20 protein-coding genes are annotated in these 24,183 nt (G+C 74.2%); 15 read left to right on the forward strand and 5 right to left on the reverse strand.

Annotated elements, in window-relative coordinates; all coding sequences use genetic code 11:
• Window positions 1-10: 10 nt before the first annotated feature.
• Entirely contained in the window at window positions 11-997 is a 987-nt protein-coding gene (locus GA0070613_RS13720) for an ABC transporter permease (RefSeq protein WP_089012658.1), read from the forward strand.
• 109 nt (window positions 998-1,106) lie between these two features.
• Window positions 1,107-2,852 carry an ABC transporter substrate-binding protein gene (locus GA0070613_RS13725; RefSeq protein WP_089012659.1) on the forward strand — a complete coding sequence of 582 codons (1,746 nt, stop codon included), beginning with the start codon at window positions 1,107-1,109 and terminating at the stop codon, window positions 2,850-2,852.
• A gap of 64 nt (window positions 2,853-2,916) precedes the next feature.
• Here GA0070613_RS13725 and GA0070613_RS13730 read toward each other — a convergent pair whose 3' ends face one another.
• Window positions 2,917-5,064 (reverse strand): S9 family peptidase, encoded by a 2,148-nt coding sequence (locus GA0070613_RS13730; RefSeq protein WP_089012660.1) that lies wholly within the window; start codon window positions 5,062-5,064, stop codon window positions 2,917-2,919.
• A gap of 86 nt (window positions 5,065-5,150) precedes the next feature.
• Between GA0070613_RS13730 and mshB the strand changes: the two genes are divergently transcribed.
• The 3 genes from mshB (at window position 5,151) to GA0070613_RS13745 (ending at window position 7,073) form a co-directional block, all read left to right on the forward strand.
• Window positions 5,151-6,074 (forward strand): N-acetyl-1-D-myo-inositol-2-amino-2-deoxy-alpha-D-glucopyranoside deacetylase, encoded by a 924-nt coding sequence (mshB, locus tag GA0070613_RS13735; RefSeq protein WP_172875813.1) that lies wholly within the window; start codon window positions 5,151-5,153, stop codon window positions 6,072-6,074.
• Window positions 6,075-6,091: 17 nt separating this feature from the next.
• On the forward strand, window positions 6,092-6,526 hold the full coding sequence (locus GA0070613_RS13740) for a hypothetical protein (RefSeq protein WP_089015929.1): 435 nt from the start codon (window positions 6,092-6,094) through the stop codon (window positions 6,524-6,526).
• 82 nt (window positions 6,527-6,608) lie between these two features.
• Complete coding sequence (locus GA0070613_RS13745) at window positions 6,609-7,073, forward strand: hypothetical protein (protein ID WP_089012662.1); 465 nt, start codon at window positions 6,609-6,611, stop codon at window positions 7,071-7,073.
• A gap of 9 nt (window positions 7,074-7,082) precedes the next feature.
• Here GA0070613_RS13745 and GA0070613_RS13750 read toward each other — a convergent pair whose 3' ends face one another.
• Window positions 7,083-8,042, reverse strand: a complete 960-nt coding sequence (locus tag GA0070613_RS13750) for a GNAT family N-acetyltransferase (RefSeq protein WP_089012663.1) — start codon at window positions 8,040-8,042, stop codon at window positions 7,083-7,085.
• A gap of 428 nt (window positions 8,043-8,470) precedes the next feature.
• Between GA0070613_RS13750 and fdxA the strand changes: the two genes are divergently transcribed.
• The 5 genes from fdxA to GA0070613_RS13775 are packed head-to-tail and all read left to right on the forward strand — an operon-like array spanning window position 8,471 to window position 12,303.
• Complete coding sequence (gene fdxA, locus GA0070613_RS13755) at window positions 8,471-8,797, forward strand: ferredoxin (protein WP_007464872.1); 327 nt, start codon at window positions 8,471-8,473, stop codon at window positions 8,795-8,797.
• Complete coding sequence (gene dapC, locus GA0070613_RS13760) at window positions 8,794-9,900, forward strand: succinyldiaminopimelate transaminase (RefSeq protein WP_089015930.1); 1,107 nt, start codon at window positions 8,794-8,796, stop codon at window positions 9,898-9,900. Before fdxA ends, dapC begins: the two co-directional genes overlap by 4 nt.
• Before the next feature lie 16 nt (window positions 9,901-9,916).
• Entirely contained in the window at window positions 9,917-10,954 is a 1,038-nt protein-coding gene (locus GA0070613_RS13765) for a prephenate dehydrogenase (RefSeq protein WP_089015931.1), read from the forward strand.
• Between the two features lie 51 nt (window positions 10,955-11,005).
• Window positions 11,006-11,656, forward strand: coding sequence for an SIMPL domain-containing protein (locus tag GA0070613_RS13770; RefSeq protein ID WP_089012664.1), 651 nt, complete (start codon window positions 11,006-11,008; stop codon window positions 11,654-11,656).
• Entirely contained in the window at window positions 11,656-12,303 is a 648-nt protein-coding gene (locus GA0070613_RS13775; RefSeq protein WP_089012665.1) for a nucleoside/nucleotide kinase family protein, read from the forward strand. Before GA0070613_RS13770 ends, GA0070613_RS13775 begins: the two co-directional genes overlap by 1 nt.
• 40 nt (window positions 12,304-12,343) lie before the next feature.
• On the opposite strand, the gene GA0070613_RS13780 is transcribed toward GA0070613_RS13775, so the two are convergent.
• Together GA0070613_RS13780 and dapD are read right to left on the reverse strand one after the other, a co-directional pair.
• Window positions 12,344-12,901 (reverse strand): sugar O-acetyltransferase, encoded by a 558-nt coding sequence (locus tag GA0070613_RS13780; RefSeq protein ID WP_089012666.1) that lies wholly within the window; start codon window positions 12,899-12,901, stop codon window positions 12,344-12,346.
• 108 nt (window positions 12,902-13,009) lie between these two features.
• The gene (dapD, locus tag GA0070613_RS13785; protein WP_089012667.1) at window positions 13,010-13,969 is read right to left on the reverse strand and encodes a 2,3,4,5-tetrahydropyridine-2,6-dicarboxylate N-succinyltransferase; all 960 of its coding nucleotides are present in this window, start codon (window positions 13,967-13,969) and stop codon (window positions 13,010-13,012) included.
• Window positions 13,970-13,993: 24 nt separating this feature from the next.
• Between dapD and dapE the strand changes: the two genes are divergently transcribed.
• Window positions 13,994-15,067: a succinyl-diaminopimelate desuccinylase gene (dapE, locus tag GA0070613_RS13790; protein WP_089012668.1), complete on the forward strand. Its 1,074-nt coding sequence runs from the start codon at window positions 13,994-13,996 to the stop codon at window positions 15,065-15,067.
• A gap of 96 nt (window positions 15,068-15,163) precedes the next feature.
• Here dapE and GA0070613_RS32750 read toward each other — a convergent pair whose 3' ends face one another.
• Window positions 15,164-15,331, reverse strand: a complete 168-nt coding sequence (locus tag GA0070613_RS32750) for a hypothetical protein (protein WP_172875814.1) — start codon at window positions 15,329-15,331, stop codon at window positions 15,164-15,166.
• 155 nt (window positions 15,332-15,486) lie between these two features.
• On the opposite strand from GA0070613_RS32750, the gene GA0070613_RS13795 reads away from it, so the two are divergent.
• From GA0070613_RS13795 to GA0070613_RS13810, 4 genes are all read left to right on the forward strand, one after another.
• A complete protein-coding gene (locus GA0070613_RS13795; RefSeq protein WP_089012669.1) occupies window positions 15,487-16,341 on the forward strand; it encodes an LOG family protein in 855 nt (284 codons plus the stop codon).
• A gap of 4 nt (window positions 16,342-16,345) precedes the next feature.
• On the forward strand, window positions 16,346-16,891 hold the full coding sequence (locus tag GA0070613_RS13800) for an LOG family protein (protein WP_089012670.1): 546 nt from the start codon (window positions 16,346-16,348) through the stop codon (window positions 16,889-16,891).
• A gap of 141 nt (window positions 16,892-17,032) precedes the next feature.
• Window positions 17,033-20,587: an ATP-dependent helicase gene (locus GA0070613_RS13805; protein WP_089012671.1), complete on the forward strand. Its 3,555-nt coding sequence runs from the start codon at window positions 17,033-17,035 to the stop codon at window positions 20,585-20,587.
• 37 nt (window positions 20,588-20,624) lie between these two features.
• Window positions 20,625-24,107: an ATP-dependent helicase gene (locus GA0070613_RS13810; RefSeq protein ID WP_089012672.1), complete on the forward strand. Its 3,483-nt coding sequence runs from the start codon at window positions 20,625-20,627 to the stop codon at window positions 24,105-24,107.
• Window positions 24,108-24,183 lie beyond the last annotated feature (76 nt).

Consider the following 24,183-nt stretch of genomic DNA (forward strand, 5'->3'; position numbering starts at 1 on the left):
GGTACTGCGCATGATGCGCTTCCTGCTGAAGCGGCTGCTGCTGGCGGTCTCGGTGCTGCTGGCGGTGAGTATCGTCAGCTTCCTGATGTTCTTCGCGCTGCCCCGCGACCCGGTGACCGGCATGTGCCCGAAGAACTGCAACGCCGAACGCCTGGAACGGGTGCGTACCGAGCTGGGGTTGAACGACCCGAAGGTGGAGCAGTACGCCAACTACATGAAGGGCATCTTCGTCGGCCGCGACCTGGGCAGCGCGCAGGGCGGGAAGTGCGAGGCGCCCTGTCTCGGCTACTCCTACGTCAACAGCGAGGCGGTCAGCGACACCTTCGCCCGGGTGCTGCCGGTGACGTTGAATGTCGTCCTCCCGGCGGCGGTGCTGTGGCTCGCCCTCGGGGTGGGACTCGGCATGATCTCCGCGCTGCGGCGAGGTTCGCTGCTCGACCGTGTCTCGATCGGGCTTACCCTGACGTTCGCCTCGTTGCAGCTCTACTTCGTCGGCGCCGTGCTGTTGCTGATCTTCGTCTACACCCTGAGGATCCTGCCGACGCCGCGGTACACGCCCATCTTCGACAATCCGGTGGAGTGGGCGCGGGGACTGGTGCTGGCCTGGGTCACCCTGGCGCTGCTCTTCTCCGCGATCTACGCGCGGCTGTCCCGGGCGCAGATGCTGGAGACCCTTTCGGAGGACTTCGTTCGCACGGCCCGGGCGAAGGGCATGCCGAAGCGGCAGGTCTACGGCCGGCACGCGCTGCGGGCGGCCATCACGCCGATCGTGACGATCGCTGGCCTGGACGTGGGCGGCGCGCTCGGCGGCACGGTGATCACCGAGACCACCTTCGGCATCCAGGGGCTGGGTCGTACCGCGGTGGAGGCGGTCCGGCAGGGGGACCTGCCGACGATCATGGCCACCGTGCTGATCTCGGCCCTGTTCGTCGTGATCGCCAACGTCGTCGTCGACCTGCTCTACGCGTTCATCGATCCCCGGGTACGCCTCGGCTGACCTCCCGGCGCGTCCGGGTGTCGATCGTTGTGGCCCCGTTATCTGCTCGAAATTTACCGCGAAGGAAACCTAGGCGAAGCTTTCCTTCATCGGACCCGGAGGAGTGAGTATGCGAGCAAGACTCGTCACCGCCATGGGCGGTGCGATGGCACTGGTGGTTGCCCTCGGCGCGTGCAGCAAGAACACCGGCGACAGCACCGACAACGTGGACGCCAACAAGCCGCGCACTGGCGCCATCGCGACGGACCCCAAGGACTCCCTCGGGCCGGCGCCGGAAGTGCCCGGCGCGGCCAAGGGCGGAACCTTCTACATCCTGCGGGAGAACAAGATCTCCCACCTGGACCCCCAGCGGGTCTATTCGTTCGCGGGCCTGATGGGCAGCCAGCTCTACGCTCGCTTCCTCACCACCTTCAAGGACGACGGCAAGGGCAACGTGACCCTGGTCGGCGACCTGGCCGAAACCCCCGGCACGAACGTGAACAACGACTGCAAGGTCTGGGAGTTCAAGATCAAGCAGGGGGTGAAGTTCGAGGACGGTCGGCCGATCACCTCCAAGGAGATCGCGTACGGCATCGCCCGCTCGTTCGACCCGGACCTCACCGGCGGCCCGACCTACCTGCAGGAGTGGCTGGCCGACAGCCCGCAGTACGACACCAAGTGGGACTTCAAGAAGAACAAGACGTCGCTGCCGCCGGGGCTGAGCACGCCGGACGCGCAGACGCTGCGCTTCGAGTTCAACAAGCCCCGGTGTGACCTGCCGTTCGCCGTGTCGCTGCCGGCCACCGCGCCGCTGCCGGCCGACAAGGACACCGGGGTCAACCTCGACTCCCAGCCCTTCTCCTCCGGCCCGTACAAGATCACCAAGCACACTCCGGGCGTCGAGATGGTGCTCGAGCGCAACCAGAACTGGGACCCGGCCACCGACCCGGTGCGCCACCAGTACCCGGACAAGTTCATCTGGTCCTTCGGCGCCGACAACGCCACCCAGACCAACCGGGTGCTCGCCGGCACCGGCAACGACGCCGCGGCCGTGGCCAGCGGTGGCGTCCCGTCCGAGCTGATCGCCAAGGTCACCGGCGATCCCAAGCTCAAGGAGCGGATGATCGTCGCCGCCACGCCGAACGCGTACCGGCTGAGCATCAACACCAGCCGGGTCACCGACCTGTCCGTGCGGCAGGCGATCAACTACGCGATCGACCGGAGCAGCATCACCAAGAACCTCGGCGGCCCGTACGGCGCGCTGCCGCTCACCACGCTGCTGCCGCCCACCACGCTCGGCTACAAGAAGTTCGACGCCTACCCGGCCGGCGAGAGCGGCAACCCGGAGAAGGCGAAGGAGGTGCTCGCCGGCAAGTCCGTCAGCCTGGTGCTCGGCACCTCCGACGACACCCCCTCGCAGGAGACGGCGACCCAGGTCAAGAACGCCCTCGAGAAGGCCGGCTTCACGGTCACGATCAAGCCGATCCCCGAGGACGGTTACCTCGACGCGGTGAAGAAGAAGACCAACCCGTGGGACCTCTGGGTCGACTCGTGGGCGGCTGACTGGCCCAGTGGCGCCTCGATCCTGCCGGTGCTCTTCGACGGCCGCAACATCAAGGCCGAGGGCAACAGCAACACGTCGCAGCTCAACAACGACGCGATCAACGCGGAGTTCGACCGGGTGCTCGCGCTCGACCCGGCCAAGCAGGCCGACGAGTGGAGCAAGCTGGACGAGCGGCTCATGAAGGAGTCGGCACCGGCCGTGCCGCTGTACAACGAGGTCGTCTCCGTCGCACACGGCGAGAAGGCCGGCGGAGTCTTCGTGGGCAGCATCTTCGGCTGGCCGAGCTTCGTGGACGCCTACGTCAAGCCGTAACAACACCGCACGGTCCGCCCCCGGTCGACAGCGTCGTCGGCCGGGGGCGGTCGCGTCCGTGGCCTCAGCGCAGGTAGGTGCGGAGGAAATCGAGTTCCAGCCTCAGCAGGCGCTCGGCGGTGCCGCCGGAGGCCATGTGGGTCGCCCCGGTCAGCGGCAGCACCGCGTGCGGCCGGCCGGCGGCCAGCAGCGCCGCCGAGAGCCGCAGCGTGTGCGCGGCCAGCACGTTGTCGTCCACCAGGCCGTGCACCAGCAGCATCGGCCGGGCCTGCTCGGGGCCGCCGACCGGCTCGGCGGCCAGCTCCACCAGCGAGTGGTGGGCGTAGACGTCCATCCCGTCGTCCGGCAGGCCCAGGTAGCGCTCGGTGTAGGCGGTGTCGTACAGCGTCCAGTCGGTGACCGGAGCGCCGACGATCGCGCACCGGAACAGCTCCGGGTGGCGCAGCACCGCCAGCCCGGCCAGCCAGCCGCCGAACGACCAGCCCCGCACGGCCACCCGGTCCAGGTCCAGGTCCGGGTGCTTGTCCGCCAGGGCGGTGAGTGCGTCCACCTGGTCGGCCAGGATCACGTCGGCCAGCCGCCGGTGGATCGCCTTCTCGAACGACGGGGCGATCCCCGGGGTGCCCCGGTTGTCGACGGTCACCACGGCGAAGCCCGAGTCGGCCCACCACTGCCGTTCCAGCCAGGCCGCCCGGGCGGCGATCACCTCCTGGTGCCCGGGGCCGCCGTAGACGTCCAGCAGCACCGGCAGTCGGGTGCCCTTCACGTGGTCGGTGGGGTAGAGCACCGCGCTCGGCAGCCGCCGGTCGGTCACCCGGACCAGCGTCGGCCTTGGCGCGTACGGCGGGTTGGCGGCCAGCGAGCGGAGCTGCGCCACCTCCCGGTCGCCGTGCCAGACGGACCACCTGGTCCCCGGGTGCTCCAGCGAGGCGGCGCCGACCACCAGCGTCGCGCCACCGATGGCGGCGGTGTGCCAACCCGGGTCGCCGCTCATCCGGCGGGCGTCCACGCCGCCTCCGATGGCCGTCCGGACCCGGAACAGGTGCCGTTGGCTCGGCTCGCCCTCGCTCGCCTCGACCAGCAGGTCCGCCGGGCCGTTCGGGCCCGCGGGCAGCCGGCCCACCACCCGGCGTACGTAGAGCGACGGCGGGGTGAGCAGGGTGCCGTCGGCGAACAGACAGCGGGCGTCGTACCCGTCGTGGGCCAGCTCCCCGCCGACCAGCACCCGCCCGTCCGGCAGGTGGGCCGGGGTGCCGGGGATCGGCTCCACCCAGCGCGGATCGGCCAGCTCGGCGTGCACCTGGGTCTCGCCGGTGCGCGGGTCCACCGCGAGCACCAGGCCGTGCTGCTGGGACCGGCGCAGCACGGTGATCAGCGGCCCGCCGTCCGCCCAGTCCACCGAGGTCAGGTACGGGTAGGTCTCGCGGTCCCAGTGCACGTCGACCCAGCCGCCGTCGAGGTCGAGCAGGTGCAGGCTGACCTCGGCGTTCTGCCCGCCCGCCAGGGGGTACGCGATGGTCGTCGGCGGGCTCGCCGGATCGGCCGGGTCGTGCAGGTGCCAGTGCGGCAGCCGGGACTCGTCCACCCGCGCGGCCAGCACCGAGCGCCCGTCCGGGGCCCACCAGTAGCCGCGGAAGCGGTCGAACTCCTCCGCCGCGATGTGCTCGGCCAGACCCCAGGTGACCCCGCTGTCCTCGCCGGCCAGCAGGGTGTCCGTGCCGTCGGACTCGACCACCCGCAGCTGGCCCCGGCGCACCCCCTCGGCGGCGTCGGTGACGTAGGCCAGTCGTTCCCCGGTCGGATCCGGCCGGGGGTCGATCACCGGGCCGACGGTGGCCACCTCGACCACGTCGCCGTGCACCAGGTCCGCCCGGAACAGGCGGCCGGCCAGCGGGAACACCGCCACCCGGCCGGCCGCGTCCAGGGCGTACGAGCCGATGCCGGCGGCGCTGAGCCGCAGCCGTTCGCGCAGCGCCCGCTCGCCCGGCGCCAGCGCGGCCGGATCGGCGTCCGCCTCGAGCAGGGTCGCCGGGTCGGCGACCAGCCGCTCGTCGGCGGAGGCGACGTCCAGCAGCCAGAGCGCGTCGGCGGGATCCTCCGGACCGGACGAGCGCAGGAAGATCACCCGGGAACCGTCGTCGGCGACGGAGACGGCGCGCGGCGCCCCGTGGCTGAACCGGCGGGTACGGGCGGCCAGCTCGGGAAAGTCCACAGTTCGGATCGTAGAGCCGTGTCGGGCGTGATGTGGCCGACCTGCGTGGACGCGTCAGGCTCGGTCGGAGAGGACCGCCGGATAGAGTGACGGTCGTGACGACGCTGCCCGACCGCCGCCTGCTGCTGGTCCACGCGCACCCCGACGACGAGTCCATCGGCACCGGTTCGACCATGGCGCACTACGCCTCGACCGGCGCCCACGTCACGCTGGTGACCTGCACACTGGGCGAGGAGGGCGAGATCCACGTGCCGGAGCTGGCCCAGCTCGCCGCGGCCGAGGCGGACCAGCTCGGCGGGTACCGGATCGGCGAGCTGGCCGCCGCCTGCGCCGCGCTCGGCGTCACCGACCACCGCTTCCTCGGCGGCGCCGGCCGCTACCGCGACTCCGGGATGATGGGGCTCGCCACCAACGAGCACCCCCGCGCCTTCTGGCAGGCCGACCTCGACGAGGCCGCCGGGCACCTGGTGGAGATCATGCGGGAGGTACGCCCCCAGGTCATGATCACGTACGACCCCAACGGCTTCTACGGGCACCCGGACCACATCCAGGCGCACCGGGTCGCGATGCGGGCGGTGGAGCTCGCCGCCGCCGAGGGTTTCGCCCCGGCGAAGGTCTACTGGACGGCCATGCCGCGCAGCGTGCTGGCGGCCGGCCTGGACCACTTCGTCGACTCGTCGGACAACCCCTTCGCCGGCATCGACAGCGCCGACGACCTGCCCTTCGGCACGCCGGACCCGGAGATCGCCGCTCGGATCGACGCCACCGAGCAGCACGTCGCCAAGGAGGCGGCGATGCGGGCGCACGCCACCCAGATCCCGGCCACCTCCTGGCTCTACTCGATCGCCGGCAACTTCGGCGCGGAGTTCATGGGGGTGGAGTACTTCACCCTCGCGGTCGGCGAGAAGGGCCCGGGCAGCGGCCCGTACGGCTGGGAGGACGACCTGTTCGCCGGGCTGGCGCTGGACGGGCCGGACCGGTCCCCGGTCGCGGCGGCCGGCCTCCGGTGACCCTGCCGACCGCGCCGATGTCGGTCGTACCCGAACAGGAGCCCGCCACGCCGCCCGCGCGCCCGCGGCCGGCGGTCGACCTCACGCTGCGGGTCGCCGGCGGCCTGGTCGCCGTGCTCGCCGGGGTGCTCTCGGCGGTGCTGGAGCTGCTGCTCGCCACCGTGCGGGTGGGCGGTCAGCTGATCGGCGTGTCGGCGCTGGTGGCGATCGGCGCCGGCATCGCGCTGAGCTGGTTCGCCCACGAGGCGGTCGGCACCCGGTGGGCGGTCGCGCTGCCCGCCGTGCCGTGGTTCGCGCTGATGGCGGTGGCCTCGGTCCGGACCACCGAGGGGGACCTGCTGGTCTCCGGCGACAACTGGGTCGGGCTGGCGATGATCGTCGCCGGGGCGATGACGTTCGCGGTGATGGGCTTCCGGCAGATCCTCGCGCCGCAGCCCACCCGTCGAGGGTGATGACGCCGCACCGGTCGCGGTGGTAGATATTCCTGCCAGGGAGTCCCGTCGCAGGGGCGGGCGGTACGGCGGGAGGGGTGCGATGAGGGAGCGGTGGCGCGCGGTCGGCGTGCTCGCGGCGGCGCTGTTCACGGTCAACGTGGTGGCCCGGCTGGTCATCAAGTTCGGCTTCGCGGGCGACGACACCGCCGCGGACCGGGTGTCGCTGGTGATGTTCGTGGTGATCGGGCTGATCCTCGCCGCGATGGCGTTCCGTTGGGGGCGCGACCGTTCGGTGGGCCGCTGGGCCGGTGACCTCGCCGCCGCGGTGGGGGTGGCGCTGGCGCTGACCGTGTTCGTCGCCCCGCTGCTGGTCGGCGAGAACCCGTTCGGCGGTGGCGCCGGGCTCTTCTTTGCCCAGATCTGGCTCTACCTGGCCGCGGCCGGGGCGGGCGTGCTGGTCGGCTACCTGATCCTCACCGCGCTCGGCCTCGACCACCGCTCGCGGCAGCTCAAGCGGTACGCCCAGCTCAAGGCCGCCAAGCCCCGCAAGGTCGTCCGCCGCTGACGCGGGGGGTCAGGCCGGGGCGACCCGGGTCAGGTAGGTGTGGTGGGTGGTGAAGCCGAGGCCCCGGTAGAGGGCCACCGCCGGGGTGTTGCGCTGCTCGACCTGGAGGAAGGCGTGGCTGGCGCCCTCCGCGACGCCCCAGCCGACCAGGGACCGGATCACCCGGCCGGCCAGCCCCTGCCGACGCGCCTCGGGCAGCACCTCGATCAGGGTCAGGCCGAGCCAGCGCCCCTGCCCGGTGACCGTGCCGCGGCCGACGGCGACCAGCCTGCCGGCGGCGTGCACCTGGGCGAAGCGGATCCGCTCCACGGCGGTGAGTACGTGTCGGGCGGCGTCCGGCAGGCCACCCTTGCGGCCGGCGGCGACGGCCAGCCAGTCGTCCGACGGCGTGGTGGTCAGCTCGATCGGCGGCAGGTCGGCGCGGCCGGTCGGGGCCGGCGGCAGCGCGGTGAGCGCGACGGTCTGCACCAGCACCGGCGGCCGGGCACCCCAGCCGCGCGCGTCCAACTCGGCGCCGACCGGCGCGGCGAGCGGCAGCGGGGTGTTGACCATGGCCGGCTGGCCGTGGTCGGCGTACCAGCGTTCGACGGCGTCCAGGGCGGCCGGGAGCGGGCGGTCCGGGTCGCCCACCGGGAGCGCCGAGTTGGCCCGGCCGGTCCAGCCGTCGGCGCTGCGCAGCCGCCAGTCGCCGAGCCGGCCGGTGACCGGCGCCGGCCAGGCCTCGTCGGCGGCCAGCTCCAGTGCGACCACCGCGCCGGCGGTCGGTCGGCGGGCGGCGGGCACCCGCTTCGCGCGGTGCACCTCGCCGACCGGGACCCGGAGCCGGCCCTGCGCGGTGGCCAGCGTGATGTGGGTCTCGCTCAGCTCGACCAGCTCGCCGAGCGCGTCGGTGAAGAGCGGCCGGCCTTCGCGAATCCCCACAATCCGGCGGACCACGATCCGGTGTCCCACGTCCTGCTGTCGGAGCACGATTCACCGTTCCCGTCAGTGTTCGCTCAAAGGTGCACCGACAGGAGTCCCGCCTTGCGGTGGGACGGTCCCGGTCTGAACCGCCGCGGCGGTGCCGGGTTGACGCTTCACAGCCACCGGCCCGCTGCAGCGGGTCTTACGGTCGGCTCCACGTCCGTTTGCCGACTCCCGGCCACTCCGGGCGTCACTGACACCAGGCGCGAGGGCGGCGAGATTCCGTGCGGCATTGAGGTCCCGATCCAAAATCAGATCGCACGATGTGCAGATGTAGTTGCGCTCGGACAGGGTCAGTCATCGGACGGCATACCTCACTCGTTGGCTCGGGGCGCTGCCATGGTAGGCCGGGGGGACGACAGAATGCTGCCGCCGAGATACTAGGCTCTTACCGTCGCGGGTGATCGCGGCGAGTCTTGCGGAGGAGAAGACCGGTGACCTACATCATCGCCGAGCCGTGCGTCGATGTGCTCGACAAGGCATGCATCGAGGAGTGCCCGGTCGACTGCATCTACGAGGGCAATCGGATGCTCTACATCCACCCCGACGAGTGCGTCGACTGTGGTGCCTGTGAGCCGGTCTGCCCGGTTGAAGCGATCTTCTACGAGGACGACGTCCCGGAGCAGTGGAAGGACTACACCGGGGCGAACTACGAGTTCTTCGAGGACCTCGGCTCGCCCGGCGGCGCCTCCAAGATCGGCAAGGTGGAGAAGGACGCGACGTTCGTCGCCGCCCAGCCGCCGCGCGGCGAGGGCCACTGAACCGGCCCGCGCCGGTCTCGTCGCGGCTGCCCGACTTCACCTGGGACACCCTGGAGGCCGCGGCCGCGACGGCCGCGGCGCACCCGGACGGTCTGATCAACCTCTCCATGGGCACGCCGGTGGACCCGGTGCCCACGGTGATCCGGCAGGCGCTCGCCGACGCGTCGGACGCCCCGGGCTACCCGCTGACCGCGGGCACTCCCGCACTGCGGGACGCCATCGCGGCCTGGGTCGCCCGGGCCTGCGGCGCCGGCGTCGACGGGCTGGGTGTGCTGCCGACGATCGGCTCCAAGGAGCTGGTGGCTTGGCTGCCCACGCTGCTCGGCGTCGGCCCCGGTGACGTGGTCGTGGTGCCGTCCGTCGCCTACCCGACGTACGAGGACGGGGCGCGGCTGGCCGGCGCCACCACCGTCCGCACCGACTCGCTGACCGCGGTCGGCCCCACCCCCCGGGTCCGCCTGGTCTGGGTCAACTCGCCCGGGAACCCGACCGGGCGGGTGCTGCCCGCCAGGCACCTGCGCAAGGTGGTGGACTGGGCCCGCGAGCGCGGCGCGGTGGTCGCCAGCGACGAGTGCTACCTCCCGCTGGGCTGGGACGCCGAGCCCGTCTCCGTGCTCTCGCCCGAGGTCTGCGGCGGGTCGTACGACGGCGTGCTGGCGGTTCACTCGCTCTCCAAGCGCTCCAACCTGGCCGGCTACCGGGCCGGCTTCGTCGCCGGCGACCCGGCGCTGGTGGCCGAGCTGCTCAAGATCCGCAAGCACGCCGGCATGATCGTGCCCGCTCCGGTGCAGGCCGCGATGGTGGCCGCGCTCGGCGACCAGGCGCACGCCGACGCCCAGCGGGAGCGCTACCGGGCCCGCCGGGAGCGGCTGCACGGCGCGTTCACCGGCGCCGGCTTCACCGTCGAGCACTCCGAGGCCGGGCTCTACCTGTGGATGACCCGGGACGAGGACTGCTGGGAGACCGTCGACTGGCTGGCCCGCCGGGGCATCCTGGTCGCCGCCGGGGTCTTCTACGGCCCGGCCGGCTCCCGGCACGTACGGGCGGCGCTGACCGAGTCCGACGAACATGTCGCGGCGGTCGCCGGCCGGCTGCGCGACTGACCACCGGGCGGCGGCGATGACTGACGGGGTGACCGACCGGCGCCCGGTCCTCGGCGAGCGGACGGCCGCGGTGGTCGGCACCGGACTGATCGGCGGGTCGGTGCTGCTGCGGCTGCGCGCGGCCGGGCTCGACGTCGCCGGGTGGGACCCGGACCCGGCCACCCGCCGGTACGCCCACGAGCAGGGCCTCGCCGCTCCGGACACCCTCGAGGAGGCGGTCGCCGGCCGGGACGTGGTGTTCCTCTGCGGTCCACTGCCCAGCCTGGCGGAGACGCTGTCCCGGGCCGCCGCCGCCACCGAGGAGCACTGCGTCCTCACCGACGTGGGCAGCACCAAGGCGGAGGTGGCCGCCGCCGCCACCGCGCAGGGGCTGGGGCGCCGGTTCGTCCCCGGCCATCCGATGGCCGGCGCCGACCGTGCCGGTCTCGCCTCCGCCACCCCGGCGCTGCTCGACGGGGCGGCCTGGGTGCTCTGCCCGACCGGGTCGGGGATGGCCGCGTTCCGGCGGCTCGCCGCGCTGGTCATCGACGTCTTCCGGGCCCGGGTCGTGCCCATGTCCGCGCCGGAGCACGACGTGGCCGCGGCCCTCTCCTCGCACGTGCCGCACCTGCTGGCCGGCGCGCTGGCCGGGGCGGTGCAGCGGTCCGCGCTGCGCGAGGCGGTGCTCGCCCTCGCCGCCGGCAGCTTCGCCGACGGCACCCGGGTGGCCGGCGGCCCGCCCGAGCGGACCGCCAACATGCTGCTCGCCAACCGGGGGCCGGCGCTGACCGGGCTGGATGCGGTCCGCGCCGTCCTCGACGACCTGGCCGACGCGGTGCGGGCCGGTGACCCCGCCACCCTGACCGACCTGCTCGACGAGGGCCGGACCGCCCGCGCCGCGGTGGGGGGTCGGGTCTTCACCGCCCACCGGCGGGAATTCCCGGCCGCGGTCGACCACGCCGGGGAGCTGGCGTACCTGCGGGAGCTGGGCGCCGCCGGGGGCCACCTGACGGAGTGCCGGGTCGAGGCCGGGGCCGTCGTCTACACCGGGCGCCTGCCGGCGCCGCCCGGCTGAACCGCGACCCGCACCGCCCCGGGCGGGTCGACGCGCGGTTAGGGTGAGGACATGGCGGACGCACCGGTCGTGGCGGTACGCGGCGAGGCGTACCGGGAGGTGTCCCCCGAGCTGGCCGAGTTCACGGTGACCGCGACGGCCCGGGACCGGGACCGGGAGACGACGTTGACCCGGCTGGCCGAGCGGGCCGCCGCAGTCCGGGTGTTGCTCGACTCCGCCGGCCCGGCCATCGACCGGCGGGAGACCGGCCAGCTGCGGGTCTGGCCCGAGACGAAGCGCTCGGGCGAGCGGGTGGTGGCCTACCACGGCAGTGTGGGCACGACGGTCACGGTGACCGACTTCACCGCGCTCGGCGAGCTGATGCTGCGCCTGGCCGACCAGGACCAGGTCGAGGTGGCCGGCCCGTGGTGGTCGCTGCGGCCGGACAGCCCCGCTTACCGCGATGCCCGGCACGCCGCGATCGCGGACGCGCTGGCCCGCGCCCGGGAGTACGCGGAGGCGCTCGGCGCCCGGGTGACGGCCCTGCTGGAGTTGTCCGACACCGGTACGGGCGCCCAGCCGATGATGGCCCGCGCCGCGTTCGGCAAGGGCGCCGGCGGGCCGGCCGATGCCGCGCCGGAGCTGGAGCTCGACCCGCGCCCGCAGCCGGTGCAGGCCGCGGTGGAGGCGCGCTTCACCATCAGCGAGCCGGTGCTCGGCTGATGCCTCCGGCGCAGGTCCTGCCCTTCGACGAGTTGGCCGCCCGGGCGCGGGTCCTCGCCGACGCCGGTCCGCGGCAGCTGCTCGGCATCACGGGCGCGCCCGGGGCGGGCAAGTCCACGTTGGCCGAGCGGCTCGTCGCGGCCGTCGGGCCGGCCGCCCGGCTGGTGCCGATGGACGGCTTCCACCTCGCCCAGTCCGAGCTGGCCCGGCTCGGCCGGCAGGAGCGCAAGGGGGCACCGGACACCTTCGACGCCAACGGCTTCGTCTCGGTGCTGCGCCGGCTGCGGCGGCTGGAGCCGACCTCGGTCTGGGCGCCGGCGTTCCGTCGGGATCTGGAGGAGCCCGTCGCCGGGGCGATCGAGGTGCCGCCCGAGGTCCGGCTGGTGGTGACCGAGGGGAACTACCTCCTGGTGCAGGACGAGCCGTGGGAGGAGGTCCGGACCCTGCTGCACGAGATCTGGTTCCTCGATCTCGACGCCGAGCTGCGGCTGCGCCGGCTCACCGCCCGGCACGAGGCGTACGGGAAGTCGCCGGAGCAGGCCCGGGCCTGGGCGCTCGGCAGCGACGAGGCCAACGCCGCCCTGGTCTCCGGCAACGCCGGCCGCGCCGACCTGGTGGTACGCCTGGCCGAGCCCCCGCCTGGGTGACGGCACCGCACGGCGGAGCAGTTTCGGCAGTTGGCTGCGGTCAGGCGAGTTCGCGTACCACCCGGGCGGGGTTACCGACCGCGACCACATTGGCCGGGAGGTCCTTCGTCACGACGGCCCCCGCGCCGACCACGGTGTTCTCGCCGATGGTGACCCCGGCGAGCACGATGACCCCGCCCCCGAGCCAGACGTTGTCCCCGATGGTGATCGGCTTCGCCGCCTCCCACTTGGCCCGGCGCGGCTCCGCCTCGATCGGGTGGGTCGCGGTGAGGAGTTGGACGTTCGGTCCGATCTGGACGTCGGCGCCGATGGCGATCCGGGCGACGTCGAGGAAGATGGCGTTGAAGTTGACGAAGCTGCGCGGGCCGATGTGGGTCTGCCAGCCGTAGTCGCAGTGGAAGGGTGGCCGCACCCAGGTGTCCTCGCCGAGCGAGCCGAGCAGTTCCCGCAGCGCCGCGAGCCGACCCTCTGGGTCCTCGGCGGAGCTGGTGTTGAAGCGTTCGGTCAGCCGGGCAGCGCGGTCCAGGTCGGCGGTGATCTCGGGGTCGTCGGCGATGTACGCCTCGCCGGCGAGCATGCGTTGCCTCATGGAGTTCACCGGGCGATCATGCCGGGCCGACCCGCGATGTTGTGCCCGGACGGTCATCTTGGTGACTTCCGCGACCGGGGTCGGGGTGGTTCGCCCCGGCCCCGGCTCCGGCTGCCGTCAGTCGTTGGCGTGCAGGGCCGCGTTCAGTTCGATGCCCCGGCCGCTGCGCTGCTTCGCCTCCAGCGCCCCGGTGACCGAGTTGCGCCAGAAGAGCAGCCCGTCCACGCCGGAGAGCTCGCGGGCCTTGACCACCCGGCCGTCCGGCAGGGTGATCTTCGAGCCGGCGGTGACGTAGCAGCCGGCCTCGACCACGCAGTCGTCGCCGAGCGAGATGCCGATGCCGGCGTTCGCGCCGACCAGGCTCCGCTCGCCGATGCGCACCTTTTCGGTGCCGCCGCCGGAGAGGGTGCCCATGATCGAGGCCCCGGCTCCGATGTCCGAGCCGTCGCCGACCACCACGCCCTGCACGATCCGCCCCTCGACCATGGAGGTGCCCAGCGTGCCGGCGTTGAAGTTGCAGAAGCCCTCGTGCATGACGGTGGTGCCGGCGGCCAGGTGCGCGCCGAGCCGGACCCGGTCCGCGTCGGCGATCCGCACCCCGGAAGGCACCACGTAGTCGGTCATCCGCGGGAACTTGTCCACCCCGTACACCGCCAGGTGGCGGCCGGCGGCCCGCTCGATGACGCGCAGTTCGTCGACCCGCTCCGGCGGGCACGGCCCGGCCGAGGTCCAGGCCACGTTGGCCAGCTTGCCGAAGATGCCGCCGAGGTTGAGCTCGTTGGGCCGCACCAGGCGGTGGGAGAGCAGGTGCAACCGGAGGTACGCGTCGGCGGTGTCCTTGATCGGGTCGTCCAGCGAGCCGATCACCGTCACCACCTGGACCGTACGCAGACCGGGCAGCGCCCGCTCGCCGACCGCTTCCGGCGGCAGGTCCAGCACGTCGGCCTGGTCCTCCCCGGCGACCAGCGGCAACTCGCCGAGGCCCAGCTTGCCGGTCGGGTACCAGGTGTCCAGCACCTGATCTTCAGCGGTCACGGTGGCGAGGCCGATGCCCCAGGCAGACTGTGCGTTGGTCACGATTTTGACGGTACCGTGCCCAGCATGGAGAACCCGTTGACCCCCGAGGTCTTGGCTGATCCGGTGGCGCTCACCCGTGCCCTGGTCGACATAGAGTCCGTCTCCCTCAACGAGAAGGCGATAGCCGACTGCGTCGAGGAGGTGCTGCGGGGCGTGCCGCACCTGACCACGTTCCGGCACGGCAACACGGTGATGGCGCGTACCGACCTGGGCCGGGCGCAGCGAGTGGTGCTCGCCGGCCACCTGGACACCGTCCCGCTCAACGACAACTTCCCGTCCACCATGCGCGGCGACCTGATGTACGGCTGCGGCACCTCCGACATGAAGTCCGGGGTGGCGTTCGCGCTGCACCTGGCGGTGGCCCTGCCCGAACCGCGCTACGACGTGACGTACTTCTTCTACGAGGCCGAGGAGATCGAGTCGAAGTACAACGGCCTGACCCTGGTCTCCGAGGCGCACCCGGAGTGGCTGCAGGCGGACTTCGCGGTGCTGCTCGAGCCGACGTACGGGATCGTCGAGGCCGGCTGCCAGGGCACCATGCGGGCGATCGTCACCACGCACGGCGAGCGGGCTCACGCGGCCCGGTCCTGGCACGGGGTGAACGCCATCCACGGGGCGGGCGAGGTGCTGGACCGGCTGCGGTCGTACGAGGCGCGGCGGGTCACCATCGACGGCTGCGACTACCGCGAGGGCCTGAACGCGGTCCGGATCACCGGCGGGGTGGCCGGCAACGTCATCCCGGACCGGTGCGAAATCGAGATCAACTACCGGTACGCCCCGGACCGCGACCCGGCGGCCGCCGAGGCGCACCTGCGGGAGGTCTTCGCCGGCTTCGACCTCGAGGTGACGGACGCGGCGGCGGGCGCGGCCCCCGGCCTGGACGCGCCGCCGGCGCAGGAGTTCCTGGCGGCGGTGGGCGCGGCCCCGATCGGCAAGCTGGGCTGGACGGACGTGGCCCGGTTCGCGGCGATGGGGATCCCGGCGCTGAACTTCGGTCCCGGCGACCCGAACCTGGCCCACCACAAGGACGAGCACGTCGAGCTCACCAAGATCCGCGACGGGGCGGCCACCCTGCACCGCTGGCTGGCCCCCGCCTGACCGCCGGCCGGACCGCCCCGGAAGCGATCAAGAGGTTTGCGTCACCCGGACCGGGATCCGGTGACGCAAACCTCTTGATCAACGCTGGTCGACCGGTCAGCCGGCCGGGGTGAGGGACTGGTCCGCGGTGGGGCGGGACTCGGTCGGGTCACCGGTGAGGTCGTGGGCTTCCAACTGCCGGGCGCGGCGGCGCTCGGCCACCACGTCCCGGATCCGCCGCTGCATCTGTCGCCGGATCCGGATCATCTCGCTGTTGCTGATCACGCTTGCTCCTCCCCCGAAGGCGCGCGCCGGGGCATACCCGGTATGTGAATAGTAAGACGTACGAGCGACCGAATTAGTTGCCCAAGATCCCGAACTATTTCCCCGGCTCGCCGGCCCGCACACCCGGCCGCCCCGGCTCCACTACGGTGGCTCCCATGAGCCAGAGCAACGGGCGGCAGCAGCCCGGCCCGGACCGGGGACGGGAGCGGCACCGGGGCGCCGTCACGCTGCGCCGTGGCGCCATCCCGACCAGCACCGCGGACCAGCGGCTGCTCGACTCCCGGGGGCGCGGCGACTGGAAGACCAAGGACGCCTGGCGGGCGCTGCGCATCCTTTCAGAGTTCGTCGAGGGCTTCGACACCCTGGCCGACCTGCCGCCCGCGGTCAGCGTCTTCGGCTCGGCCCGCAGCATGCCGGAGAGCCCGGAGTGCCGGATGGCCGAGGAACTGGGCGGCGCCCTGGCCCGGGCCGGGTACGCGGTGATCACCGGCGGCGGCCCGGGCGTGATGGAGGCGGCCAACCGCGGGGCCAGCGAGGCGGGCGGCCTCTCCGTCGGGCTCGGCATCGAGCTCCCGTTCGAGCAGGGGCTCAACGACTGGGTCGACCTCGCCATCGACTTCCGCTACTTCTTCGCCCGCAAGACCATGTTCGTCAAGTACGCGCAGGCGTTCGTCGTGCTGCCCGGAGGCTTCGGCACCATGGACGAGCTGTTCGAGGCGCTCACGCTGGTGCAGACCGGCAAGGTCACCCGCTTCCCGGTGGTGCTGATGGGCGTGGACTACTGGCGCGGGCTGCTCGACTGGCTGCGCGACAGCATGGCCGCCGAGGGCAAGATCGGGCCGTCCGACCTGGAGCTGATCTGCCTCACCGACGACGTCGACGCGGCGGTCCGGCACATCGTGGAGGCCGAGGCGGTGCTCTCCGCCGAGCAGGAGGCGATCCGCGCGGAGTCGGTCGCCCGGACCGAGGCGGACCAGCGGGCCGCCGCCGACGAGGGCGGGAAGGGCTGACCGGGTGGCTGCGATCTGCGTGTTCTGCGCGTCCTCCCGCACCCTCGACCGGCGCTGGCTGGACCTCGCGGCCGAGACCGGCGCGGAGCTGGCCCGGCGCGGACACACCCTGGTCAGCGGCGGTGGCTGCGTCGGGATGATGGGTGCGCTGGCGGACGGGGCGCGGGCCGCCGGCGGGCCGACCCTCGGCGTCATCCCCCAGGCCCTGGTCGACCTGGAGGTCGCCGACCTGGCCTCCGACGAGCTGCTGGTCACCGACGGGATGGCCAGCCGCAAGACGCTGATGATCGACAAGTCGGACGCCTTCATCACCCTGCCGGGCGGTCTCGGCACCCTCGACGAGCTGTTCGAGGTGTGGACCACCGCGACGCTGGCCATGCACGCCAAGCCGATGGTGCTGGTCGACGCCGACGGCTTCTACCGCCCACTGGTCGACTGGCTGAACGCCCTGGCGGAGCAGCACTTCCTCAAGCCCGCCGGCCTCCACCTTCTCACGGTGGTCTCCACCGTCCCCGAAGCCCTGGACGCCCTCGAATCCCGCCTCACCTGACGCCCGCCGCCCCCTCGATCATGAAGTTGTTGTCGTCGATGTCGGCGTGTCGGGGTGACAACTTCATGATCAACGTGAGCTGGGGGGCGAGGGTGAGGTGGTGGCGCGGGAGGTGTCGTACGGGCGTGGTGGGATGAGCTGATGCAGGCGTACCGGCTGGTGCGTCGGCCTGCTGCGGCGGCCCCGGTTGGCGGGCGGTCCGGCGGGGCGGGGCGGGGGGACGGTCGGTCCGGAGGGACGACCGCGGCGGCTCGCCGGCCCGAGGGGCCGGCGGGCGATGACGCGTACCCCGCGACCCGGCTGGCCGACCCGGTGCAGGCCGAGGTGATGGCGCACACCGACGGGCCGATGCTCGTCGTCGGCGGTCCGGGCACCGGCAAGACCAGCACCCTGAGCGAGGCGGTCGCCGCCCGGGTCGCCGAGGGGGTCGACCCGGAGCGCATCCTGGTGCTCACCTTCGGCCGGCGGGGCGCGACCGACCTGCGCCACCGGATCGAGGCGCGGATCGCCGGGGACGGGCACCGGGTGGTCCGCGAGCCGCTGGTGCGGACCTTTCCGGCCTACGCCTTCGGCCTGCTCCGCCGGGCCGCCGCCGAGCGGGGCGAGCCGTCGCCCCGGCTGCTCACCGGCCCCGAGCAGGATCTGATCATCCGCGAGCTGCTCGACGTGGTCGGTGAGGAGCCGGAGGACGACCCGGTCGGCTGGCCGGAGGACCTGCGCCCCGCCCTGCGCACCCGGGCATTCGCCGCCCAGCTCCGCGACCTGCTGATGCGCGCCGCGGAGCGCGGCGTCGGCCCGGCCGAGCTGGCCCGGCTGGGGGAGAAGCTGGGGCGCGCCGACTGGCCGGCCGCCGCGCGCTTCCTCCGGGAGTACGTGGCCGTCCTCGCCCTGCGCGACGTGAGCAACCGTGGCTCGATCGCGTACGACCCGGCCGAGCTGGTCCGGGCGGCCACCGGGATGCTGCTGGACGACCCGGAGCTGCTGGCGGCCGAGCGTCGCCGGCTCGCCCACATCTACGTCGACGAGCTGGCCGACACCGACCCCGCCCAGCTCGACCTGCTCGCCGTGATCGCCGGCGGCGGCAAGTCCCTGGTCGCGTTCGCCGACCCCGATTCGTCCACGTACGCCTTCCGCGGCGCCGACCCGGCCGGGGTGACCACCTTCCCGCACCGGTTCCGCACCGCCTCCGGGGCGCCGGCCGCCCAGGTCCTGCTCACCACCTCGTACCGGGCCGGCCCCGGGCTGCTGGCGGCGACCGCCCGGCTGGCCCGCCGGCTGCGCGGCCCGGCGGCGCACCGGAAGCTCCGCCCGCTGCCCGACGCACCGCCCGGCTCGGTCGAGGTCCGCACCTTCCGCTCGGCCACCAGCGAGTCGGCCTGGCTGGCGCACGCCCTGCGCGAGGCCCACCTGCTCGACGGGGTGCCCTGGTCCCGGATGGCGGTGCTGGTCCGCTCGACCGGCCGACAGTTGCCGTCGCTCCGCCGCGCCCTGCACACCGCCGGCGTGCCGACCGTCGTGCACGGCGAGGACCTGCCGCTGCACCTGCAACCCGGGGTGGCGCCGCTGCTGCTCCTGCTCCGCTGCGCGCTGGAACCCGACCGGCTGGACGAGGAGGCCGCGGTCGCCCTGCTGCACTCGCCGCTCGGCGGCGCCGACCCGCTCGCCGAGCGGCGGCTCCGCCAGGGGCTGCGCGCGCTCGCGCTGGCCGGCGGCGACCGGCGGCCCTCCGGCGAGCTGATCGTGGAGGCGCTGCGCGACCCGGTCGAGCTGGCCGCGATCGACCGGCGCTGGGCGGTCCCCGCCCAGGCGGTGGCGGCCCTGCTGGAGACCGCCCGGCGGGCCGCGGCCGCCCCCGGCGCCACCGCGGAGGAGGTGCTCTGGGCGGTCTGGCGGGACAGCGGCCTGGCCGAACGCTGGGCCGGGGCGATCACCCGGGGGCGGGCCGCCACCGGGGAGCACGAGACCGCCTCGCGCTGGCGGGCCGAGGCGGCCGACCGGGACCTCGACGCGGTGCTGGTGCTCTTCGACGCGGCGGCCCGGTTCACCGACCGGCTGCCCGGCGCGCGTACCGAGGTCTTCCTCGACCACGTGGTCGGGCAGGACCTGCCCGCCGACACCCTGGCCGCCAGCGCCGACCGGGGCGACGCGGTCCGGCTGCTCACCGCGCACGCCGCGAAGGGGCTGGAGTGGGATCTGGTCGCGGTCGCCGGCGTGCAGGAGGGCGTCTGGCCTGACCTGCGGCTGCGCGGCAGCCTGCTCGGCTCCGAGCGGCTGGTCGACGTGCTGGCCGGCCGGGCGGACGGCGCCGGCACCCGGGCCAGCCTGGTCGGGCAGACCTCGGCGCTGCTGGACGAGGAGCGCCGGCTCTTCCACGTCGCGGTCAGCCGGGCCCGGCGCCGGCTGCTGGTCACCGCGGTCGCCTCGGCGGCGGTGGGCGGCGACGACCACGAGGAGCAGCCCAGCCGCTTCCTGCACGAGCTGGGCGCCACCGAGCCGCCCGCGACCGGCGGCGGACCGACGCCGCCCGACCCGAAGCCTGCCGGGCCGACACCCGCCGGACCCGGGGGCACCCGGCCCGGTGCCGGCGGCCGCCCAGGTGACGGCGCGGCGCTGACCGTAGAGGGCGAGCAGCACGACGACGGCGAGGCCGATCGGCCCGGCGCGCTGCCGGTCACCCTCCCGCCGCGCGGGCTCACCCTGTCGGCGCTGGTGGCGGAGCTGCGTACCGCGGTCACCGACCCGGCGGCGCCGCCCGCCCGGCGGCGCGTGGCGGCGGCCGAGCTGGCCCGGCTGGCCGCCGCCGGGGTCCCCGGCGCGCACCCCGACGACTGGTGGGGGCTGCGCGGCCTCTCCGACGACCGGCCCCTGGTGGACGACGGCGAGCCGGTCCGGGTCACCCCGTCGGCCATGGAGAGCGCGCTGCGGTGCAGCCTGCGCTGGCTGCTGGAACGGCACGGCGGCAGCGGGCCGGCCAGTGCCGCGCAGGGGGTGGGCAACCTGGTGCACGCCGCGGCGATGCTCGCCGAGGACGCCAGCGCCGACCGCACCGCGCTGCTGGAGTACGTGGCCGCCCGCTTCGACGCGATCGAGCTCGCCGCCCGCTGGATGGTCGGCCCGGAACGGGCCCGCGCCGAGGCGATGGTGGACAAGCTGCTTCGCTGGCTGGCCGGCAACCCGCGCCGGCTGCTCGCCATCGAGCACGAGTTCGCCGTCCGCCTCGACGACCCGCAGCGGCCCGTCCAGCTGACCGGCCGGGTGGACCGGCTGGAGGTCGACGCCGACGGTCGGCTCGTGGTGATCGACCTGAAGACCGGCAAGTCCACCGCGGTCACCGAGCGCGAGGTGGCCGAGCACCCGCAGCTCGGGGCGTACCAGGCGGCGGTGGAGGCGGGGGCGTTCGCCGAGTTCGGCGAGGAGTCCGGCGGGGCGGCACTGGTGCAGCTCGGCACGTCCGCGAAGGACGCCAAGGAGCAGGCGCAGGCAGCGGCCGGGGAGGGCCCGGAGGCCGGCTGGGCGACCGCGCTGGTCCGGCGCACCGCCGATACGATGGCCGCCGCCACCTTCGCCGCGGTCGCCAACTCGAAGTGCCGGGTCTGCCCGGTGCGCACGAGCTGCCCGGTGTCCGGGCAGGGACGCCAGGTCGTCGAACCGCCGACCATCCGAGTCGTCCGGAGCACCCGTGAGCGCGAGGAGTGAGCTTGCGAGCCCCGCAGTCGCGAACGAAGAGGGTGCCGTGACCCAGCCCGCGCTCTTCAGCACCGCGACACCGGCGCCCCGCACCGCCGACTCCGGCCCCCGGTACACCCCGGTCGAGCTGGCCAAGCTGCTCCGGCTGCCGGGGCCCACCCGGGAACAGGCGGCGATCATCGCCGCGCCGGTGGAGCCGCTGCTGGTGGTCGCGGGCGCCGGCTCCGGCAAGACCGAGACGATGGCCGCCCGGGTGGTCTGGCTGGTCGCCAACTCGTACGTCCGGCCGGAGCAGATCCTCGGCCTCACCTTCACCCGCAAGGCCGCCGGCGAGCTGGCGCACCGGGTGCGTACCCGGCTCGACCAGCTCATCCGCCGGCTGGGCCGGCAGGGGCGCGACCCGCACGACGATCCCCTCGCCGGCGAGCCGACCGTCTCCACCTACCACTCGTACGCCGGACGGATCGTCACCGAGCACGGGCTGCGCGCCGGCTACGAGCCCACCACCCGGCTGCTCACCGAGGCGTCCCGGTGGCAGCTCGTGGACCTGCTAGTGCGCAACTACGACGGCGACATGTCCGACGTGGAGCGGATGCCGAGCACCATCACCGACGCGGTGCTGGCCCTCGCCGGGGAGCTGGACGAGCACCTGGTCGACCCGGACGAGCTGGCCGCCTGGACCGGCCGGTTCTTCGCCGACGTGCAGTCCCGCCCCGGCCGGGTCTACGCCGACGTGCGGAAGGCCCTCGCCGTCCAGCAGACCCGGCTGCGGCTGCTGCCGCTGGTCCGGGCGTACGCCCGACGCAAGGACGACTTCGAGGCGATGGACTTCGCCGACCAGCTCGCCCGGGCCGCCCGGGTGGCCCGGGACCATCCCGGCGTCGGCGTGATCGAGCGGGACCGCTTCCGGGTGGTGCTGCTCGACGAGTACCAGGACACCAGCCACGCCCAGGTGGTGCTGCTCAACGCGCTCTTCGGCGGTGGCCACCCGGTCACCGCCGTCGGCGACCCCTGCCAGTCCATCTACGGCTGGCGCGGCGCGAGCGCCGGCACCCTGGACCGCTTCCCCGGCGACTTCGCCCGCGCCGACGGCGCCCCGGCCGACGTGCTGAGCCTGACCACGAGCTGGCGCAACCGCCCGGAGATCCTCGGCGTGGCGAACGCGCTGGCCACCCCGCTGCGGGCCGCGGGCGCGCAGGTGCCCGAGCTGCGCGCCGCGCTCAGCGTCAAGGAGCCGATCCCGCACCGCAGCCCACGCGGCCACGCCGCCGGCACCGTGCACTGCGCGCTGCTCCACACGTACGCCGACGAGGCCGAGTGGATCGCCGACAGCGTCCTCGGCGCCTGGCGCGGGGCGGCCCGGATGCCCGGGGCGCTGCCCGAGCACATTCCGGTGCCGCAGCGCCCCACCACCGCCGTGCTGGTCCGGCTGCGCAGCCAGATTCCGGCCATCGAGTCTGCGCTGCGCGCCCGCGGGCTGCCGGTCGAGGTGGTCGGCCTGGGCGGCCTGCTGGACACCCCCGAGGTCCGGGACGTGGTCTGCACGCTGCGGGTGCTCGCCGACCCCACCGACGGGGCGGCGCTGCTGCGGCTGCTCACCGGGGCGCGCTGGCGGATCGGGCCGCGCGACCTGGTGGCCCTGCACCGGCGGGCCCGGTCGATCGCCCGGTCCCGCCGCCAGCTGGCCGGCGACGACGGGCCGGAGATCGCCGTGGACGTGCTGGACGAGGCCACGCTGGTCGAGGCGCTGGCCGACCTGGGGCCCGCGCAGGCGTACTCGGCGGAGGGGTACGCGCGGCTGCGCGCGTACGGGATGGAACTGGCCCTGCTGCGGTACCGGCTCGACCAGACGCTGCCAGAGCTGATCGCGGACATCGAGCGGACCATCGGCCTGGACGTGGAGGTGGCGGTGCGGGCCGGCCGGGACGGTGCCGGCGACGCCGGCCTGGCCCGCGGCCACCTCGACGCCCTCGGTGACGTCGCCGCCCGGTTCAGCGGGGAGACCCCCGGCGCGACCCTGGCCGGCTTCCTGTCCTTCCTCGCCGCCGCCGAGGACGAGGAGCGCGGGCTCGCCCCGGGCGAGGTCGAGGTGGTGGAGGGCGCGGTGCAGATCCTCACCGCGCACGCCGCCAAGGGCCTCGAGTGGGACGTGGTCGCGGTGGCCGGGCTGACCCGGGGCGTCTGGCCGGGGCCGGTGCGCAACTCCGACCACTGGCTGGGCGGCCTGGGCGTGCTGCCGTTCCCGCTGCGGGGCGACGCCGACGGGCTGCCCGAGCTGGGCCTTGCCGCCGCCGAGGACCAGCGCGGGGTGGCCCGGGCGGTGGAGGACTTCATCGACGCCTGGCGGGCGCACGACGAGCGGGAGGAGCGCCGGCTGGCGTACGTGGCGGTGACCCGGCCCCGGCGGCTGCTGCTCTGCTCCGGGTACTGGTGGGGGGAGGGGACGAAGCGGTTCCGTGGGCCGTCGGTCCTCCTCCGCGAGGTGCACGACGCCTGCCTGGACGGCGGGGCCGGGCACCTGGTCGACGAGTGGGCGCCGGAACCGCCCGGCGACGCGGTCAACCCCACCACCGAGGTGGTGCTCCGCGCCGAGTGGCCCGCCGACCCGCTCGGCGCCCGCCGGCCGGCGCTGGCCGAGGCGGCCGCCCTGGTCCGTCGCTTCCTCGCCGACCCCGAGGCGGCCCGCCGGGAGCCCGTCCACCCCGATGCGGTGCGCCCTGAGCGCGCCGACCCGGAGGCGGCCCACCCTGAGCGGGCCGACCCGGCTGGGGCCGATGCCGGTCGGGACGGCGTCGCCGGACCGTCGGGCGACGACGCCCCGGCCGCCGACGGGGCGGACGACCCGGCGGTGGCGCGGTGGCGGCGGGAGGCGGACCTGCTCCTCGCCGAGCGGGCCGAGCTGCTGCGGCGGGCCGACGCGGTCGAGGTGGAGCTGCCCGGGCACCTCTCGGTGACCCAGCTGGTGGCGCTGCGCCGCGACCCCGGGGCCCTCGCGCGCGCCCTGCGCCGCCCGATGCCCACCGAGCCCAACCCGTACGCCCGCCGGGGCACCGCCTTCCACACCTGGCTGGAACAGCGCTTCGGCGCCGACCGGTTGCTGGACGTGGACGAGTTGCCCGGCGCCGCGGACGACGACGCGGCCCCCGACGAGGCGCTCACCGAGTTGCAGGAGCGCTTCCTGGCCAGCGAGTGGGCCGACCGGGTGCCGCTGGAGGTGGAGGTGCCGTTCGCCACAGTGATCGCCGGGGTGGTGGTCCGCGGGCGGATGGACGCCGTCTTCGCCCGGCCGGGTGGCCGGTTCGACGTGGTCGACTGGAAGACCGGCCGGCAGCCCACCGGGCGGGAGGCCGAGGTGGCCGCCGTGCAGCTCGCCGTCTACCGGCTGGCCTGGGCCGAGCTGGCCGGCGTGCCGGTCGAGCGGGTGGGCGCCGCGTTCCACTACGTGCGCGACGGTGTCACCGTCCGTCCGGCCGACCTGCTCGACGCCGACGGGTTGACCGCGCTGGTCGCCGAAGTGCCGGAAATTTAGGCGGACTACCCCACGTTACGTAATCCGTGGTAGGTTAGGCGCGTTGCAGTTTTGGTTTCCAGAGACTCTGTGTGCG

This window comes from Micromonospora inositola, assembly GCF_900090285.1.
Classification (GTDB): Bacteria; Actinomycetota; Actinomycetes; order Mycobacteriales; family Micromonosporaceae; genus Micromonospora; species Micromonospora inositola.